A 16,370-nucleotide genomic window follows, 5' to 3' on the forward strand; every position below is an offset into this window, starting at 1 on the left:
CGGCTGTGGGTTGGGTGGCGGGTAATTGGGGGGGGCGTAGGGGCGCCGGGCCCCACACCCCGGGGGCCCCCCCCGGTTTTGGGGGGGGGGGGGCGCCCCGCGGGGGGGGGGCCCCGGCGGCCCGCCCACGCTCACGATTCCGAGGAGACCGTCTCGACGAGGTCGCCGACCTGCCGTTCGGGCAGGGCGCGGGCGACGTCGGCCTGGGCGATGATGCCGACGAGGACGTGTTCGTCGATGACGGGGACCCGGCGGATCTTGTGCTCGCTCATGACGTCCAGTACCCGCTCGACGCTGTCGTCCGCCTGGACGGTGATGATCTCGTCCTGCGCGCACTCGCCGGCCGTGCACTGTCCGGGGTCCTTGCCCTGGGCGACGGCCTTCACGACGATGTCGCGGTCGGTGAGCATGCCCTTCAGCTTCTCGTCGGGGCCGCAGATGGGCAGCGCCCCCACATCGAGGTCGACCATCTTCCGGGCGGCCTCGACGAGGGTCTCGGACGAGCGGACACAGGTCGCGTCGGGGGTCATGATGTCGCGTGCGGTGGTCATGACTATCGCCTGCACTCCAGGTCGTGGGTGGCTGTGCCTGACGGGCGCCTGCCCGGTCGCGGCGCCCTCAATCCTGGCGCTTCGGGGCCGGCCGCGCGTCCGCGCCCCCGGCGGGCGGGCCGCCGGGGGCGCGGACGCGACCGGTGCGTCACGTGGCCAGGGGTGCGCGCCGCTCGGCGCGTCACCGGACGCGTCACACGGCCGGAAGGTGTGGCATCGGCCGCGCCACGCGGCTAGGAGGTGCGCCGCTTCAGGTCGTCGACGGCCTTCGTGCCGCGCTTGTGTCCCTTCTCGCCGGCCTCACGAGTCTTGCCCTTCATCTGTTCGGCCTTGCCTTCGGCTTCCATCTCCTTCTTGCCCGTCACCTTGCCGACGGTCTCCTTGACCTTGCCCTTCTCCATACCGCTCTTGGCCATGAGTGGTTCCTTTCTCGTCATCCTCGGTTCCCGCCGCCGTCGAGTGCTTCGACGATCGCCGCCGAGAAGGCGTCGAGGTCGTCGGGCTTGCGGGAAGTGATCAGAAGGTGGCTTCCGGAGGTGTCGACGACGACCTCCTTGTCCCTCCAGGCGCCTCCGGCGTTCTCGAGATCGGGGCGGAGCGACGGGTACGAGGTGAGTTCGCGGTCCCGGGCCAGTCCGCTGTCCACGAGGAGCCAGGGGCCGTGACAGATGGCGGCCACGGGCTTGCCGGCCTCCGCGAAGGCCGAGACGAGACGTCGCGCCTCGCTGTCGGTGCGCAGCCGGTCGGCGTTGAGGGTGCCGCCCGGCACGACGACCGCGTCGAACCCGTCCGCCGTGGCGGTCTCCAGCGTCGTATCGGGCTGGAGGACGGATCCGGGCCGACGGTCCGAGACGAGGGTCTGGACGGGCTCGTCCTTCTGCGCGGCGAGCGTGACGCCGACGCCGGCCTCCCGCAGGGCGGCCATCGGCTTCTCGATTTCGTCCTGCTCCGTCCCGTAGTTCGTGGTGAGGACGAGGACCTTCTTTCCGTCGAGCGACACGACGTGTTCCTCTCTTGGTCGACCCCCCGTTCCGGCGTTCGGACTTTCCCGCCCTTCCTGCGGCTCACCGCGCGGGCGCCGCTCAAACCTCCTGGGCCGGAGAGGAATGCGGGACACGCCCCGGGGCCCGGAATTCGGCGGTTCCCGACGGCGCGGCGTACATGACCCGGGAAGAAAGGGGCAACCGCACGGCAACCGAGGGCTTCGCACCGAGGAGCGGCGGGCCCCTGAGGCAACGGAGGTGCCGCCATGGTTCCCCTTCTTCTCGTCCTCCTCGTGATCCTGATCCTCTTCGGCGCGGGCTTCGCGGTCGAGGTGCTCTGGTACATCGCGATCGCCGTGCTCGTGCTGTGGCTGCTGGGCTTCCTGATGCGGAGTGGCAGCGGTCGCTGGTACCGGTGGTGAAGCGGGGGCCCGTCGCCCGGCCGATGCCGCGCCCCGGACGTTGTCCGGGGCGCGGGCATGCCGGGGGCGCGGACACCTACGGGTGAGGGCGTGGGCGTACGGATCAGGGGTGGGCGGACATCGGCCCGCAGAGGTGGCACACCTGGACGAATCGCCCAGGAATCGTGTCAAAGCGTGCGATAACGGGCAGGCTTTCTTCAGGACATTCGACCGAAGGACCTCCGCCGTTCGCCCCCGGGCCGCGACGGAGGCCCATCGTCCCCGTCGAAGGAGCCTTCATGTCCACCGTCAGAGACCGCTCGGCCATCCCCGAGGGCGCCCCGGAGATCACGGGGACGCCGGGAGCCGTGACGCGCCGGGCGGCGCTTGACGGCCTCCCGGAGCCGGTCCGCCCCACCGCCGTCTCCACGGACGACGCCCGGACGCTCTCCGTCTCGCTCTTCGAACGGCTACGGGTGCTGGAGGAGGGGACCCCGGAGTACGCGTACGTCCGCAACACCCTCGTGGAGCTCAACCTCAGCCTGGTGAAGTTCGCCTCCCGCCGTTTCAGGAACCGCGCGGAGCCCGTCGAGGACATCATCCAGGTCGGCACGATCGGGCTGATCAAGGCGATCGACCGCTTCGACCCCGAGCGGGCCGTCGACTTCTCGGCTTTCGCCCTCCCGACGATCGTCGGCGAGATGAAACGTTTCTTCCGTGACACCAGCTGGGCCGTACGGGTGCCACGCCGCCTCCAGGAGATGCGGATCGACCTGGCCAAGGCAGCGGACACGCTGGAACAGGACCTCGGCCGCCGCCCCAGCCGCGCGGAGCTCGCGGAGCGGCTGCACCTCACCGAGGAGGAGGTCACGGAGGGCCAGCTCGCGGCCCACGGCTATGCCGCACGCTCCCTGGACGTCCCGGCGGGCGACGAGGATTCGACCCCCGGCGCGAGCCCGCGGCACCTGGCCACCTGTGAGCCCTCGTACGAGCTGATCGAGTCGCTCACGTCACTGCGGCCGCTGCTCGCCCGGCTGCCGGAACGCGACCGGACCATCCTCGAACTGCGCTTCGGCGAGGAGCTCACCCAGGCGGAGATCGGCCGGCGCATCGGCCTCTCCCAGATGCACGTCTCCCGCCTGCTGACCCGGATTCTCGACGAGCTCAGGACGGGCCTTCTCCAGGAGGACCCCACGACGGACGAGAAGGACGCCTGACCTCCAGCCAGACCACTTTCCCCACGGCTCCCTGACCCTTGTCCTCGCTGCCCCAGTCGCCGGCCAGCCGGTCGAGGACCATCAGCCCGTGGCCTCCGGGCAGCGCGGGCGAACGTGCCTCCTGTGCGCGCGGATGCCGGGGGCTGGCGTCGGCCACCTCGACCCGCAGCGACCCGCGCGCGTGCCGCAGGACCAGCTCCTCCGGGCCGCCGGCGTGCAGGCACGCGTTGGTGACGACCTCCGACACCAGGAGCAGCACGTCCTCGATCCGCTGCCCCGCCTCCTCGGTCTCCGGAGGGGTCCAGCCCCAGTCCGCCAGTGCCTCGGCGGTGAAGTCCCGGCACCGAGACACCACGCCGCGGGTGCCGTACAGCCTGAGCCTGCGCACCTGCTCCGGGGAACCGTCAGCGCTCTCGGACATGTCACCCGCCGCCTTCGTCGCCGCGCGCGGAAAGCGCCTCGTCCGTGCTCTCGTACACCTGGAAGACCTCCCGGGCGCCGGTGATGTCGAACATCCGGTCCACCGGCGGGCGCAGTCCGGAGAGTTCCAGCCTCCCGCCCGCCTCCAGTATCCGCAGACGGGATCTGAGGAGGACGTTGAGTCCGGAGGAGTCGCAGAACCGGAGACCGGAGCAGTCGACGACGACCCGCCCGCTGCCGTCTCCCTGGTCGAGGGCCTCCCACAACGGCTCGACGCCGTCACGGTCGAGCTCTCCCGTCAGTACCAGGACGACGGCGTCCGCTTCCGGCACGGGCCGGACCTCCACCTCGAACCGGTCGGGCAGGTGTCCCTCCCTCTTCTCCGCCCGTTCTTCGTCCGTCATGCACTCACCCGCCTTCTCGTTGCGTTTTGCCCTTTCTGCGCCTTTTACACGCCCCCGCCGTGTCGTCCGCGTGGCCCGGACGTCGACAGCGGCGCGGGGCCGCGCGGACGACACGGCGGGGCACGCGGACGGCGCCCGCACGGGATGCGGGCGCCGTCTCGGCGGGATGCACGGGGCTCCCGGATCAGCCGCGGACGATGTTCTCCGCCTGCGGGCCCTTCTGGCCCTGCGTGATGTCGAACGTCACGGCCTCGCCCTCGGTGAGCTCGCGATATCCGTTGCCCGAGATGTTGGAGTAGTGAGCGAAGACGTCCGGTCCGCCTCCGTCCTGGGCGATGAAGCCGAAGCCCTTCTCGGAGTTGAACCACTTCACGGTGCCGCTGGCCATGCTCGTCCTTCTGGTCAATCCGGCAGCAACCCCGAGGTCGGGCCGCTGCGGAGCCCTCTTGCGGGCGTCCACTCCAGTCCTCCCCCTCACCGCCCGTCCCTACACACACCGTTCCGATCTTCTTACCGCGTCTCTTCCACGGCTTCTCGGATCCGCACCGGCGATCGGTCACTCCACGGACTCCCACCACGCCCCGGCCGGGGTGGGGTCGGCCCTCGGACGCCCCGTCACGCCGTCGCCGAGGGCCAGGCGGGAGACGATGCGATAGCGGTCGCCCCGGTAGAGCGAGCGGACGTACTCGACCGGTCTGCCGGTGGTGTCCGAGGTGGTCCGGTCGAAGAGCAGGGCGGGCGAGAGGACCGGCACGCCGAGGAGGGCCGCCTCCTCCTCGCTCAGGACCGTCGGCTCGATGGACTGGACGGCGTGGGCCGTCCGGATGCCGCGCTTCTCGCGCAGGTGTGCGTAGAAGCCGCCCTCCATGTCGGCGGCGGTGAGCCCGGGAACGAGCTCGGCCGGGACGTACAGGTGCTCCAGGGCGATCGGGGCGCCGTCGACCCGGCGGAGGCGGGTGACCTGGACGAGCTCCGCCGCCGGGGAGATCGTCAGCTTGCGGCCGATCCGCGCCCCGGCCCGTACGGTACGGAGGTCGAGGACCGTGCTCGTCCAGGCGCCCCGGTCCCGGGGCGCGCCGGCCGCGCGGTTCTCGGCGACCAGCTCCTGGGTGATCTTGGCGGGTGCGACGAACATGCCGCGGCCGTGCTCCCGCACCAGCAGGCCGGTGGCGACGAGTTCGTCGACGGCGGCGCGCAGGGTGGGGCGGGAGACCCCGAGGGTGGCGCAGAGGGTGCGCTCGGAGGGGATGGCGTCGCCGGGGCGGCGGCCGTCGATCACGGTCAGCAGGTGCTGTCGCACCCGCTCGCGCTTGAGCTCCATGGTGTCCCCTCCCCGGTGCGCCGCCGGCCGGAGGTCCCCTTCCCGCCGCACCGTCGGCCGGGGTCAGTATGCATCCCCTTCGGTCGAGGAGGTGACGAGGCCGTCGCGGGTGAAGTCGAGGCGGGAGACGATGCGGTAGCGGTCGCCCCGGTAGACCGAGTGGACGTACTCGACGGGGCGGCGGGCGGTGTCGAGGGTGAGGCGTTCGATCAGCAGGGCGGGGGAGAGGACGGGGACGTCGAGGAGCGCGGCCTCGTCCTCGCTGACGACGGTGGGCTCGATCGACTGGGTGGCCTCCTGGACGTGGACCCGGTGGTGCTCCCGCAGATGGTCGTAGAGGTCGCCCGCCTCGAGCTCCTCCGGGGTGAGCGCCGCGCCCACGAGGTCCGCCGGGATGTGCAGGTGCTCGATGGCCATGGGCGCGCCGTCGACGAGGCGGAGCCGGGCGACGTACAGCAGTTCGGCGGCGGGTGAGAGGCGGAGCCTGCGTCCGATCCGGGCGCCGGCCCGGACGGTGGCGGATTCCAGGACGGTGCTCGACCAGCTGCCCGAGGCGCGGGGGACGGTGAAGGCCGCGTCGTCGGGGGCGAGTCGCTGGGTGATCTTGGCGGGTGCGACGAACATGCCACGGCCGTGCTCCCGCACCAGCGCGCCGGTGGCGACGAGTTCGTCGACGGCGGCGCGCAGGGTGGGGCGGGAGACCCCGAGGGTGGCGCAGAGGGTGCGCTCGGAGGGGATCGGGTCGCCGGGGCCGCCTCCTTCGATCAGACCGAGCAGGTACTCCCGCACCCGCTCCCTCTTCAGCACCCCGCTGGAGGAGCCGTCCGTCATGCCACTCTCCCTGACTGGTCAACTGGTAAGTCCGATACTAACCGCAGACGTTCACCTGTCACTGAGTGAACTACTCATGTTTTTCAAGGGATTGACGCCCCGAACGGTCCGTGCCACCTTCTGGTCACACACCTGACCACTTGACCAATTGGTCAACCATTCATCGAGGTGCCCGTGAAGACTCGTCCCCTCGCCGGCCCGGTCGCCCTCGCGGCGGCCGTCGTTCTCACCGCGACCGCCTGTGGCGGACCGGACGACCCGGCGGCCTCCGGCGGACCGGAGAAGGTCACCGTATGGATCATGAAGGACAGCGTCACCGACGCCTTCCTCGCCCGCTTCCGCGCCGGCTTCGAGGCGGAGCACGAGGACATCGACCTCGACATCCAGATCCAGGAGTGGGACGGCATCGGCGAGAAGGTCACGGCCGCCCTCGCCAGCAAGGACGCCCCCGACGTGATCGAGGTGGGCAACACCCAGGTCGCGCAGTACGCGGCGAGCGGCGGCGTCCGCGACCTCAGCGCGAAGACCGCCGAGCTGAACGGCGCCGACTGGCTTCCCGGGCTCGCCGAGCCCGGGAAGGTCGACGGCAGGCAGTACGGCATCCCCTGGTACGCGGCCAACCGGGTCGTGATCTACCACAAGGACCTCTTCGCACGGGCGGGCGTCACCGCCCCGCCGAAGACCCAGGCCGAGTGGCTCGCCGTCACCACGAAGCTCGACCGGGGCGCCACCCAGGGCATCTACCTCCCCGGCCAGAACTGGTACACCCTGTCCGGCTTCGTCTGGGAGGAGGGCGGCGACCTCGCCGTCCAGGACGGCACGGCGTGGAAGGGGGCGCTCGACACCCCGCAGGCCCTCGCAGGCATGGACTTCTACCGCCGGCTCCAGGCACTCGGCAAGGGCCCGAAGGACTCCGACGAGGCCAAGCCCCCGCAGGCCGAGGTCTTCGCCAAGGGCGACGTCGCCCAGATCATCGCCGTACCCGGCGGTGCGAAGATCGTCGAGGAGATCAACCCCGCGCTCAAGGGCAAGCTCGGCTTCTTCCCCGTCCCCGGCAAGTCGGCGGACAGACCCGGCGCGGTCTTCACCGGCGGCTCCGACCTCATCGTCCCGGAGGCCTCGACCCACCCCGACGCCGCCTACGAAGTGGTGAAGGCCCTGGCGGGCGAGAAGTGGCAGACGGACATGGCCCGGACGATGAGCTACGTCCCCAACCGCACCTCCCTCGCCCATGTCATCCAGGGCGACGAGGGCACGGCCGCGATGGCCGCGGGCGCGGCCCGGGGACGGGCGACGCCGAACTCCCCGCAGTGGGCCGCCGTCGAGGCCACCAACCCGATCAAGCAGTACATGACGGCCGTGCTCACCGGCACCGACCCCGCGCGGGCGGCCGCGACCGCGTCGCGGAGCATCACCAAGACCCTCGGCTCGTGAGACGGCCGAACGGGTCCGCCCTCCGGCCCTACCTCCTGGTCGCCCCCACCGTCGTCGGCGGAGTGCTCCTCCTCGGGTACCCCCTCGCCCGCAACCTGCTGATCTCCTTCCAGGAGTACGGCATGGGCGAGCTCATCCGCGGCGGCGCCGGGTTCGTGGGGCTGCGCAACTACCGGACGGTCCTCGCCGACCCCGAGTTCCGGGAGGTCGTGCGGCGCACCTTCTGGTGGACCCTGGTCAACGTCACGCTGATCATGGTGATCGGCACCCTGGTCGCCCTGATGATGCAGCGGCTCGGCCGGTGGGCGCGGATCCTGGTGACGAGCGGGCTCGTCCTCGCGTGGGCGAGCCCGGTCATCGCCACCACGACCGTCTTCCAGTGGCTCTTCGCCTCCCGTCTCGGAGTGGTCAACTGGGTGCTCGTCCGGCTCGGGTTCGAGTCCTTCGAGGGCTACTCCTGGCTGGCCGACGGCCCCGCCGCGTTCACCGTCCTGGTCCTGCTCGTGGTGTGGCAGTCGGTGCCCTTCGTCGCCATCACCCTGCACTCGGCCCTGCTGACCGTCCCCGCCGAGCTGTACGAGTCGGCCCGGCTCGACGGGGCCGGCGCGCGGCGGATCTTCACCTCGGTCACCCTCCCCCTGCTGCGGCCGGTCTTCGGCCTCGTCCTCTGTCTCGAGGTCATCTGGGTGTTCCGCTGCTTCGCCCAGATCTGGGCCGTCACCAAGGGCGGCCCCGGCGAGGCGACGACCACCCTGCCCGTCTACGCCTACCGGGTGGCCCAGTCCCTGCACCGCTACGACCTCGGAGCGGTCGTCTCCACCCTCACCGTCCTCCTCCTGGTGACCGTGCTGATCGCCTACCTCCGCCAGCTTCTCCGACAGGAGGCCGACCGGTGACACCCCGCGTCCTGCGCCGACTCCCCCTGAACACCGCGGCGGCGCTCGTCTTCGTCCTGGCCGTCTTCCCGGTGTACTGGATGGTGCTCACCGCCTTCCGGCCCACCCGTGACATCCAGTCCGAGACCCCGCGGTTCCTTCCCGTGTCCGTCACCCTGGAGCACTTCGAGAACGCCGTCGCGGCCGACGGCTTCTGGATCTTCTGGCGCAACAGCCTGCTCGTGACCGCCGGCTGCGTCCTGCTCGCCCTCGTGGTGGCGCTCGCCGCCGCCTTCGCCGTCGCCCGGATGCGGTGGCGCGGCCGGCGGGGCTTCGTCCTCATGGTCTTCCTCGCCCAGATGGCGCCCTGGGAAGCGCTGTTGATCCCGATGTACGTCATCGCCCGGGACACCGACCTGCTCGACCGGCTCGCGACCCTCAGCCTCGTCTACTTCATGATCACCCTGCCCTTCACCATCGTCACCCTCCGCTCCTTCCTGGCCGCCGTCCCGGCCGAACTGGAAGAGGCCGCGCAGGTCGACGGCTGCACCCGGGCCGCCGCGTTCCGCCGGGTGACCCTTCCCCTGCTCGCCCCCGGTCTGCTCGCGACCTCGCTGTTCGGGTTCATCACCGCCTGGAACGAGTTCGCCTTCGCCAACATGCTGATCATCAAGAACCAGGACGACCGCACCCTGCCGGTGTGGCTCTCGTCCTTCTCCAACGTGTTCGGCACCGACTGGGGCGCCACCATGGCCGCCTCCACCCTCTTCGCCCTGCCCGTCCTCGTCCTCTTCCTGGTCCTGCAGGGCCGGGTCGCCGCCGGAATGACCGGCGGAGCCGTGAAGGGATAACGCCCCGCGATGCCCCTGCCCCGACTCGCTCCCGAAACCCCTCCGACGCACCGGCCCCGGCTGGTCCCCGAACCCACCCGGCTCTCGCCGCTGTCCGGCACGTTCACCTTCGACGCCACGACGGCGCTCAAGGTCTCGCCCGGCGCCGAGACCGCCGCCGGACTGCTGCGCACCCTCGTCGGACCGGCCACCGGACTCCCGCTGCCCGCGCGCCCCGACGGCTCCGTCGTGCTCGCCGTCGACGGCGCCCTCACCGGCCTCGGCGACGAGGGGTACGGCCTCACCGTCGGCCCCGAAGGGGTGCTGCTGCGGGCCGCCCGCCCCCGGGGGCTCCTCGCCGGCGTCCAGACGCTGCGCCAGCTGCTGCCCGTCGAAGCCCTCCACGGCGCACCCGTGTCCGGCGTCCGCTGGTCGGTCCCCTGCGTGCAGATCACCGACACCCCCCGCTTCCCGTGGCGCGGCTCCATGCTCGACGTGGCCCGCCGCTTCCGCCCGGTCTCCTACCTGCGGCGGTACGTCGACCTCCTCGCCCTCCACAAGCTCAACGTCCTGCACCTGCACCTCACCGACGACCAGGGCTGGCGCATGCCGGTCGCCGCCCTCCCCCGGCTCACCGAGGTCGGCGGGCTGCCGCACGGCGGCGCGTACACCCGCGCCGAACTCACCGGCCTGGTCGCGTACGCGGCGGAGCGCGGCGTCACCGTCGTACCCGAGATCGAGATGCCCGGCCACGTCCGGGCCGCCCTCGCCGCCCATCCCGAGCTCGGCAACCACCCCGGCCGCACCCATGACGTCTGGGACCGGTGGGGCGTCTGCGACACCGTCCTCGGCGTCCACGACGAGGCCCTCGCCTTCTGCCGCACCGTCCTCGACGAGGTGATGGACGTCTTCCCCTCCCCGTACGTCCACATCGGCGGCGAGGAGTGCCCCACCACCGAGTGGCACACCTCCCCCACCGCGCTCCGCCGGGTCGCGGAGGAGGGGCTGCCGGGCCCCGACGCGCTGCACGGCTGGTTCATGGGACGGATCGGACGCCACCTCCTCGACGCCGGCCGGCTGCCGCTCTCCTGGACGGAGAACGGCGCCGACCTCCCGTCGTACTTCACCGTCATGCCCTGGCGGGACGCCGAGCACGGCCGCACCGCCGTCCGGCGCGGCCACCGCGTCGTCATGGCCCCCCACCGCACCACCTACCTCGACTACCCCCAGTCCACGAGTCCCACGGAACCGCCCGGCCAGACCGGTGAGGTCGTCGACCTGCGCGCCGTGCACGGCAACGACCCGGCGCCCGCCGACTGGAGCCCCGAGGAGTCCGCCCGGGTCCTCGGCGCGCAGGCCCAGCTGTGGACCGAGTACGTGCCCACCGCCGCACACGCCGAGTACCTGACGTTCCCCCGGCTCTGCGCCCTCGCCGAGGTCGTCTGGACGGGCCGCCACGACTGGCCCGGCTTCCAGGAACGGCTCCGCCACCACAGAACCCGGCTCGACGCCCTCGGGGTGCCGCGCCGCCTCCCCCCTGTGTCCCCGTGACCATCCCCGTACCCCGCTCCACCCCACCCCAGGAGAGGAATCCCCATGAGCGAACCGACGATCAACAGGAAGCTGCGGCTCCGCGCCGCGCTCGCCGTCGCCGCGGTGACCGGGCTCGGCGCCACCGCCCTCACCGCCCTTCCGGCGGCGGCGGCCGGTGAGGCCGTCACCGTCCAGTACCGGCAGAGCGCCACCGGCGGCGACCAGGTCGAGCCCTGGCTCAAGGTGGTCAACACCGGCACGTCGAGCGTGCCGTTGAACCAGGTCAAGGTGCGCTACTACTTCAAGGCCGACGCGGGAGCCTCGTACACCTACGCCTGCTCCTGGGCCGTGAAGGGCTGCGCGAACCTCACCGGGACCTTCGGCACCCTGGCCAACCCCACCGCGACCGCCGACCGCTACCTGGAGATCGGCTTCACCGCCGGCGCCGGTTCGCTCGCCCCCGGCGCGGACACCGGCGACATGCAGCTGCGCTTCCACCGCTCCAACTGGCAGCCGCTGAACCAGAGCGACGACTACTCGTTCGGCCCCGCCCAGACCGCGTACGCGAACTGGTCCAAGGTCACCGCGACCGTGGGCGGCGTTCCGGTCTGGGGCACGGCGCCCGCCGGCAACGAGCCCACTCCGACACCGACGGACCCGACCACGCCGCCGCCCACGGGAGGAGCGGCGCTCTTCGACGACTTCGACTACACCGGCCACACGGACCCGGCGATCAACGCCCACGGCTGGAGCGTGCGTTCCAACTCCGGTGGCCCCGGCGTGCCCGGTGCCACCTGGGCCCCCGAGAACGTCACCTTCGCCAAGGAGGGCACGAACTCGATCATGAACCTGCGGAGCTCGACCGCGGGGACCGGCGAGTCCACCCGGCACACCGAGGTCCTCACCCGGGCGAGCAAGTTCAAGAACGGCACCTACGCGGCCCGCGTGCGCTTCTCCGACGCCCCGCTGTCCGGTCCCGACGGCGACCGCGTCGTCCAGACCTTCTTCACCATCAACGACCTCAAGGCCCCGATGGCCGACGACTACGCCGAGTACGACTTCGAGTACCTCCCCAACGGGGGCTGGGGCGAGCCCGCCAACATCCTCTACACCACGTCGTGGGAGACCTACCGGCCCGACCCATGGGAGGCCGTCAACCAGCACTCCGAGGTGCGGGCGAGCTACGCGGGCTGGCACGACCTCGTCCTGACGATCGACGGCAACAGCATCGTGTACTACGTCGACGGCCAGGAGTTCGGTCGGCACGACGCCCGCTACCTGCCCGAGCGCCCGATGTCGATCAACTTCAACCAGTGGCTGATCGACCTGGCCGGCCAGACGTCGACGACACCGCGCGCCTACGACCAGAAGGTCGACTACGTCCTGCACGTCAAGGACCAGGTCCTGACCCCGGCCCAGGTGGCCGCCAGGGTCGGCGCCTACCGCTCGGCGGGCACCGCCTTCGAGGACTCGGTGCCGGCCGCGCCGTGACCGTGCGAGGGCGAGGGCCGGGCCGCGAGACCGTCGCGGCCCGGCCACCGGGGGTGCGTCGTCCGCACGCCCGAACGGTGTGATCACTCGTTCGTGAGTTGCCCCGCCGCCCCCGCCCCGCTCGCCCGATGCTTGCGTGGGCGGCGCACGACCGGCGTCGCCCTGTCGCGCCGGCTGTGGGTGGGGAGATGCCATGACGCGGGAAGAGGGACGCCGCGGGGGCCCGGGCGAGCAGGCGGTGCTCCTGGCGGCCGGGCTCGCGGACGTGGCGGTGAGCACGCTCGGTTCGGTCCTGGGCGCCGTACGGGGCCTCGCGCGCCGCTCGGACGCGGCGGAGCTGGTGGCGGAGGCCGAGCGGGACCTGTCGGCGCGCGGGCGACTGGTCCTCGACCGCTACGCGACCGTGCCCCCGGCCCATCTGGAGGTGCTCGCCCGGCACGTCCTCGCCCGGCGGGCGGGCGACGGTGACTGAGCGGTGGGAGCCGGCCGCGTTCAGGGCCCGTGTCGACGAGGTGCTGCACCGCTTCGTCGCCGTCGAGGCCGATCTCCTGGCGGCGGTCGATCCGGCTCTCGGGCCGGTGGCCGAGCAGGTGGAGGCGGCGGTCGCGGTCGGCAAGCGGCTGCGGTCGGCGTTCTGCTACTGGGGCTGGCGCGCCGCGCGGCAGCCCGACAGCGACACGCTGCTGCGGGCGGCGGCGTCCATGGAGCTGGTGCACGCGGCCGCCGTCGTGCACGACGACCTCATCGACGACAGTCCGCTGCGGCACGGACGGCCCACCGCGCACATGGCCCTCGGCGGTGCCGTACGGCACCATCCGCGACCGGCCGACGCCGCCAGGTCGCTGGCCATGCTGGTCGGGGACCTGCTCATGTCACTGGCCGGGCAGCTGTTCGCGACCAGTGGTCTGCCCGCCGCGTACCTCGGCCGGGCCCGCCCCCTGTGGGCGGCGCTGGCCAGGGACCTGATCGCCGGCGAGTGTCTGGAGATCCTCCACACCGGCACCGCCCCGGACACGGCGGCGTCGCTGAAGGTGATCCGCTACAAGACCGCCAAGTACACAGTCGAGCAGCCCCTGTTGATCGGCGGCGCGCTGGCCGGGGCCGGCGCGGGACTGCGGGAGGGATACAGCGCGTACGGGTTGCCGCTGGGCGAGGCGTTCCAGCTGCGGGACGATCTGCTCGGCCTGTTCGGGGACCCCCGGCACACCGGGAAGGCCACCACCGACGACGTGCGCGGTCATCGGCCCACCGCCCTGCTCGCGGAGACCTGGCGCGTCGCGGGACCCGACGAGCGCGAGCGTCTCGGCGGGCTCCTCGGCCGGTCCGATCTGGACGAGGACGGTCTGGAGTCCGTACGCGCGGTGATGCGCCGCCTCGGAACGCCCGACCGCGTCGAGAGCATGATCGGCGCCCGGGTCGAGGAAGCGCTCGGCGCCCTCCACGACCTCGACGTACCCGCCCCCGCCACCGCCGCCCTGACCGCCCTGGCGCACTCGGCGGCGATCCGGCTGTCCTGACCCCGTGCCCACCGACCGCGCCCACCGACCGCGCCCACGACGAGGAGACTTCTTCCCATGCCCCCCACCGACGCGTCGATGGACGCCCTCCGGCGGACCGGTGACGAACTCGCCGACGCCACGGTCGCCACGCTCTTCGAGCGCGGCGAGACGGGCACGTTCAACACCCTGATGCGCTTCTTCTCCACGGCCGGTGCCCCGGTGCCGGACGGGCTGCCCGACGTCGCGAAGGAGTACCTGCGGGCGACGAGCGCCCCGCCGGACTGGGTGGACTGGGAGGAGATGGAGCGGGCCCGGCTGTTCTTCATCGACAACGACGTGCACATCGCCACCGCCCTGTCCTTCGCCTCCATGCCCGCGTGCTACCTCGTGCCGCACGTGGCGAAGCTGCTCTCGACGACCCACGGACTGCGCTATCCCTCCACCCGGATGGCGGCGACCGGCCAGTTCACGGTCTATCTGATGCGGCCCGACGCGTTCGAGGCCGGCAGCCGGTTCATCCCGGCCGCGCAGAAGGTCCGGCTGCTGCACGCCTCCATCCGCCACCACCTCACGCGCGAGGACCGCTGGGACGCGAAGGCGGCGGGAGTCCCGATCTGTCAGGAGGACATGATCGGCGGGCAGATGTTCTTCTCGCTGCTCGTCCTGGACAGTCTGCACCGCCTCGGCATCCACATGTCCGAGGAGGGAGCGGAGGCCTACTACTACGCCTGGCGTGTGGTCGGCGCCATGCTGGGCGTCGACCAGGACGCCGCCCCCGAGACCCTCGCCGACGCCCGCCTGTTCCTCGACCGGTACATGATCCGGCACATGGGACCGTCCCCGGAGGGCGCCCAGCTGACCCGGCAGCTCATCGAGCTGTACGAGGACATCGTGCCCGGGACCCTCCTCGACCCCCTCGTCCCCGCCCTCGTCCGCCATCTCGTCGGGGACACGTGCGGCGACTGGCTGGAGGTCCCGAGCACGCCCTGGGACACCGTCGTCAAGGCCGTGCCGCATCTCCTGGGCGTCCTGGAGACCATCGAGGACCGCTCCCCGCTGGGCGCGTGGGCCCTGGACCGTCTCGGGCACCTCACCACCCTCTTCGAGCTGTCCTCGCTCACCCGAGGGCGGGTCATGCACTACGCGGTCCCCGAACACCTCAGGAAGGACTTCGGCCTCCCCGACGCCCCGTCCCGCACCCGTCGCTGGACGCCGCCCGCCGCGACGCTCTCCCCGTGAACCGTCACGCGGCCGGCCGCCGGTGGCCGCCGGCCGTGGTCACCGGGTCCACTCCTTCAGGGCCGCCGCGAGCTGCCGGACGTCGATGAGGCCCTCCGCCACCCGCTCGACGAGGTCGATCGCCTCCTCCGCCGACACGCTGACCGGGAAACCGGAGGCGTGGAGGTAGGCCGCCGCGACGACCACGCCGTACAGCTCGTTGGAGTGTTCGAGGGCCGGGACGCGCACGAACTGCTCCAGGAGCGCGGCGGCCCGGTGGTGCGGCTGGTCGTAGACCGGCGTGTCCATCACACGGAAGGCGTGACGCGCGCGGGCCGCCTCGAACGCCCCCCAGTCGAATATCTCCGGGTCGCCGGGAATCTCCCGCTGGGCGATGTCGAGCAGCCAGGACAGATCGATCCGCAGCAACGTCCGGCCCGGCTCAGGCGGCGCCGGCGCCGGTCTTCGTGGGGCGGCCGAAGCGCTCCGCGAAGGCCTGGCCGTGCCGGTCGACGAAGGAGCGGGCGCCCTCGACGAACCGCGCGCGCGTCAGGTCGGCGTCCAGCACGCGGCCCGCGTAGTCCTCGGCGGGCACGTGCTTCTCGGCCGCGGCCCGCTCAAGCGCCGCGTACGCCTCGTCGCTGATCTCGATCCTGATTTCCCGTGCCATACGCCCACGGTAGCGGTCCGCGGCCGGACGCGGCAGGGGGCGGTCGGTCCGGCGGTACGGCGCTCCCGCACCGTTCCCCCGGCTCCCCTCGGGGCGCGGACTCCGTCCTGTGATCGGATAAGGGCATGGATTCTCGGACCCTGTACCTGTTCAGCAGCGCGGCCTCCCCCGTCTTCGACGTCGCCCGGGTCATCGAGGAGGCGCAGGCCGACGGCTGGGACGTCTGCCTCGGTCTCACGCCGACGGCGGCCCGCTGGCTCGCGCACTCCCTCGACGGGCTCGCCGCGCTCACCGGCCATCCCGTGCGCTGGGACCACCGGCTTCCCGGCGAGCCCGCCGTATGGCCGCGGGCGGACGCGATCGTCGTCGCGCCGGCCACCTTCAACACGGTGAACCAGTGGGCGCTCGGCATCACCGACAAGTGGCTCGTCGGGGTGGTCGCGGAGGGGATCGGAAAGGGAACGCCGATGGCGGTGATGCCGTGTGTGAACTCCGCCTACGCCGCGCATCCGCAGTTCGAGCGGTCGGTCGAGACGCTGCGGGGGGCCGGCGTCAGGGTCCTGTACGGCGAGGGCGGCTTCCTGCCCCACGACCCCGGTCAGGGCGACCCGGCGACGTATCCGTGGCGCGCCGCCCTGGACGCCGTGGTGGACGTCCTCCGCGTCTCCGCCTGACGGCGCCGCGATCCGGGC

The 16,370-nt window shown here is 72.1% G+C and carries 21 protein-coding genes; 11 read left to right on the forward strand and 10 right to left on the reverse strand.

Going from position 1 to position 16,370, the window contains the following annotated elements; translation table 11 throughout:
- Positions 1–131: 131 nt before the first annotated feature.
- From ACFWUY_RS35015 to ACFWUY_RS35025, 3 genes are all read right to left on the reverse strand, one after another.
- On the reverse strand, positions 132–551 hold the full coding sequence (locus ACFWUY_RS35015; RefSeq protein ID WP_384119382.1) for a CBS domain-containing protein: 420 nt from the start codon (positions 549–551) through the stop codon (positions 132–134).
- A gap of 233 nt (positions 552–784) precedes the next feature.
- Positions 785–967 carry a CsbD family protein gene (locus ACFWUY_RS35020; RefSeq protein WP_384119384.1) on the reverse strand — a complete coding sequence of 61 codons (183 nt, stop codon included), beginning with the start codon at positions 965–967 and terminating at the stop codon, positions 785–787.
- A 17-nt stretch (positions 968–984) separates the two neighbouring features.
- Positions 985–1,551, reverse strand: a complete 567-nt coding sequence (locus ACFWUY_RS35025) for a type 1 glutamine amidotransferase domain-containing protein (protein WP_384119386.1) — start codon at positions 1,549–1,551, stop codon at positions 985–987.
- A gap of 249 nt (positions 1,552–1,800) precedes the next feature.
- Between ACFWUY_RS35025 and ACFWUY_RS35030 the strand changes: the two genes are divergently transcribed.
- Positions 1,801–1,956 (forward strand): hydrophobic protein, encoded by a 156-nt coding sequence (locus tag ACFWUY_RS35030; RefSeq protein ID WP_384119388.1) that lies wholly within the window; start codon positions 1,801–1,803, stop codon positions 1,954–1,956.
- Positions 1,957–2,234: 278 nt separating this feature from the next.
- Positions 2,235–3,152, forward strand: coding sequence for a SigB/SigF/SigG family RNA polymerase sigma factor (locus tag ACFWUY_RS35035; RefSeq protein ID WP_384119390.1), 918 nt, complete (start codon positions 2,235–2,237; stop codon positions 3,150–3,152).
- On the opposite strand, the gene ACFWUY_RS35040 is transcribed toward ACFWUY_RS35035, so the two are convergent.
- From ACFWUY_RS35040 to ACFWUY_RS35060, 5 genes are all read right to left on the reverse strand, one after another.
- Positions 3,100–3,573 carry an ATP-binding protein gene (locus tag ACFWUY_RS35040; protein ID WP_384119392.1) on the reverse strand — a complete coding sequence of 158 codons (474 nt, stop codon included), beginning with the start codon at positions 3,571–3,573 and terminating at the stop codon, positions 3,100–3,102. The two genes, ACFWUY_RS35035 and ACFWUY_RS35040, sit on opposite strands and share 53 nt — an antisense overlap.
- Before the next feature lies 1 nt (position 3,574).
- Positions 3,575–3,976, reverse strand: a complete 402-nt coding sequence (locus ACFWUY_RS35045) for an STAS domain-containing protein (RefSeq protein WP_384119394.1) — start codon at positions 3,974–3,976, stop codon at positions 3,575–3,577.
- Between the two features lie 184 nt (positions 3,977–4,160).
- A complete protein-coding gene (locus ACFWUY_RS35050) occupies positions 4,161–4,364 on the reverse strand; it encodes a cold-shock protein (protein ID WP_030213732.1) in 204 nt (67 codons plus the stop codon).
- Positions 4,365–4,532: 168 nt separating this feature from the next.
- Positions 4,533–5,297, reverse strand: a complete 765-nt coding sequence (locus ACFWUY_RS35055) for a GntR family transcriptional regulator (RefSeq protein ID WP_384119397.1) — start codon at positions 5,295–5,297, stop codon at positions 4,533–4,535.
- A gap of 63 nt (positions 5,298–5,360) precedes the next feature.
- The gene (locus ACFWUY_RS35060) at positions 5,361–6,128 is read right to left on the reverse strand and encodes a GntR family transcriptional regulator (RefSeq protein WP_384119398.1); all 768 of its coding nucleotides are present in this window, start codon (positions 6,126–6,128) and stop codon (positions 5,361–5,363) included.
- Between the two features lie 174 nt (positions 6,129–6,302).
- On the opposite strand from ACFWUY_RS35060, the gene ACFWUY_RS35065 reads away from it, so the two are divergent.
- From ACFWUY_RS35065 to ACFWUY_RS35100, 8 genes are all read left to right on the forward strand, one after another.
- A complete protein-coding gene (locus ACFWUY_RS35065; protein WP_384119401.1) occupies positions 6,303–7,562 on the forward strand; it encodes an extracellular solute-binding protein in 1,260 nt (419 codons plus the stop codon).
- On the forward strand, positions 7,559–8,458 hold the full coding sequence (locus tag ACFWUY_RS35070; protein WP_384119404.1) for a carbohydrate ABC transporter permease: 900 nt from the start codon (positions 7,559–7,561) through the stop codon (positions 8,456–8,458). Before ACFWUY_RS35065 ends, ACFWUY_RS35070 begins: the two co-directional genes overlap by 4 nt.
- A complete protein-coding gene (locus ACFWUY_RS35075) occupies positions 8,455–9,288 on the forward strand; it encodes a carbohydrate ABC transporter permease (protein ID WP_384119406.1) in 834 nt (277 codons plus the stop codon). Before ACFWUY_RS35070 ends, ACFWUY_RS35075 begins: the two co-directional genes overlap by 4 nt.
- 9 nt (positions 9,289–9,297) lie before the next feature.
- Entirely contained in the window at positions 9,298–10,818 is a 1,521-nt protein-coding gene (locus ACFWUY_RS35080; RefSeq protein WP_384119408.1) for a beta-N-acetylhexosaminidase, read from the forward strand.
- A gap of 45 nt (positions 10,819–10,863) precedes the next feature.
- Positions 10,864–12,291, forward strand: a complete 1,428-nt coding sequence (locus tag ACFWUY_RS35085; protein WP_384119409.1) for a cellulose binding domain-containing protein — start codon at positions 10,864–10,866, stop codon at positions 12,289–12,291.
- Positions 12,292–12,484: 193 nt separating this feature from the next.
- Positions 12,485–12,763: a polyprenyl synthetase gene (locus ACFWUY_RS35090; RefSeq protein ID WP_384119411.1), complete on the forward strand. Its 279-nt coding sequence runs from the start codon at positions 12,485–12,487 to the stop codon at positions 12,761–12,763.
- Entirely contained in the window at positions 12,756–13,808 is a 1,053-nt protein-coding gene (locus ACFWUY_RS35095; protein WP_384119413.1) for a polyprenyl synthetase family protein, read from the forward strand. The genes ACFWUY_RS35090 and ACFWUY_RS35095 overlap by 8 nt, the downstream gene beginning before the upstream one ends.
- A gap of 57 nt (positions 13,809–13,865) precedes the next feature.
- Positions 13,866–15,029, forward strand: a complete 1,164-nt coding sequence (locus ACFWUY_RS35100; protein WP_384119415.1) for an oxygenase MpaB family protein — start codon at positions 13,866–13,868, stop codon at positions 15,027–15,029.
- Positions 15,030–15,068: 39 nt separating this feature from the next.
- On the opposite strand, the gene ACFWUY_RS35105 is transcribed toward ACFWUY_RS35100, so the two are convergent.
- The gene (locus tag ACFWUY_RS35105) at positions 15,069–15,437 is read right to left on the reverse strand and encodes a fic family toxin-antitoxin system, toxin component (RefSeq protein ID WP_384119417.1); all 369 of its coding nucleotides are present in this window, start codon (positions 15,435–15,437) and stop codon (positions 15,069–15,071) included.
- Positions 15,438–15,450: 13 nt separating this feature from the next.
- Positions 15,451–15,678 carry a hypothetical protein gene (locus tag ACFWUY_RS35110; protein ID WP_384119419.1) on the reverse strand — a complete coding sequence of 76 codons (228 nt, stop codon included), beginning with the start codon at positions 15,676–15,678 and terminating at the stop codon, positions 15,451–15,453.
- A 125-nt stretch (positions 15,679–15,803) separates the two neighbouring features.
- Between ACFWUY_RS35110 and ACFWUY_RS35115 the strand changes: the two genes are divergently transcribed.
- The gene (locus ACFWUY_RS35115) at positions 15,804–16,352 is read left to right on the forward strand and encodes a flavoprotein (RefSeq protein ID WP_384119421.1); all 549 of its coding nucleotides are present in this window, start codon (positions 15,804–15,806) and stop codon (positions 16,350–16,352) included.
- Positions 16,353–16,370 lie beyond the last annotated feature (18 nt).

It is taken from the genome of Streptomyces sp. NPDC058664 (genome assembly GCF_042716635.1).
In the GTDB taxonomy this organism is placed as follows: Bacteria; Actinomycetota; Actinomycetes; order Streptomycetales; family Streptomycetaceae; genus Streptomyces.

Coding starts and splice junctions, on each gene's coding strand:
- ACFWUY_RS35035 (WP_384119390.1), top strand. CDS start 2,235: ATGTCCACCGTCAGAGACCGCTCGGCCATCCCCGAGGGCGCCCCGGAG.
- ACFWUY_RS35015 (WP_384119382.1), bottom strand. CDS start 551: ATGACCACCGCACGCGACATCATGACCCCCGACGCGACCTGTGTCCGC.
- ACFWUY_RS35030 (WP_384119388.1), top strand. CDS start 1,801: ATGGTTCCCCTTCTTCTCGTCCTCCTCGTGATCCTGATCCTCTTCGGC.
- ACFWUY_RS35055 (WP_384119397.1), bottom strand. CDS start 5,297: ATGGAGCTCAAGCGCGAGCGGGTGCGACAGCACCTGCTGACCGTGATC.
- ACFWUY_RS35090 (WP_384119411.1), top strand. CDS start 12,485: ATGACGCGGGAAGAGGGACGCCGCGGGGGCCCGGGCGAGCAGGCGGTG.
- ACFWUY_RS35085 (WP_384119409.1), top strand. CDS start 10,864: ATGAGCGAACCGACGATCAACAGGAAGCTGCGGCTCCGCGCCGCGCTC.
- ACFWUY_RS35040 (WP_384119392.1), bottom strand. CDS start 3,573: ATGTCCGAGAGCGCTGACGGTTCCCCGGAGCAGGTGCGCAGGCTCAGG.
- ACFWUY_RS35045 (WP_384119394.1), bottom strand. CDS start 3,976: ATGACGGACGAAGAACGGGCGGAGAAGAGGGAGGGACACCTGCCCGAC.
- ACFWUY_RS35115 (WP_384119421.1), top strand. CDS start 15,804: ATGGATTCTCGGACCCTGTACCTGTTCAGCAGCGCGGCCTCCCCCGTC.
- ACFWUY_RS35050 (WP_030213732.1), bottom strand. CDS start 4,364: ATGGCCAGCGGCACCGTGAAGTGGTTCAACTCCGAGAAGGGCTTCGGC.
- ACFWUY_RS35080 (WP_384119408.1), top strand. CDS start 9,298: ATGCCCCTGCCCCGACTCGCTCCCGAAACCCCTCCGACGCACCGGCCC.
- ACFWUY_RS35020 (WP_384119384.1), bottom strand. CDS start 967: ATGGCCAAGAGCGGTATGGAGAAGGGCAAGGTCAAGGAGACCGTCGGC.
- ACFWUY_RS35110 (WP_384119419.1), bottom strand. CDS start 15,678: ATGGCACGGGAAATCAGGATCGAGATCAGCGACGAGGCGTACGCGGCG.
- ACFWUY_RS35100 (WP_384119415.1), top strand. CDS start 13,866: ATGCCCCCCACCGACGCGTCGATGGACGCCCTCCGGCGGACCGGTGAC.
- ACFWUY_RS35060 (WP_384119398.1), bottom strand. CDS start 6,128: ATGACGGACGGCTCCTCCAGCGGGGTGCTGAAGAGGGAGCGGGTGCGG.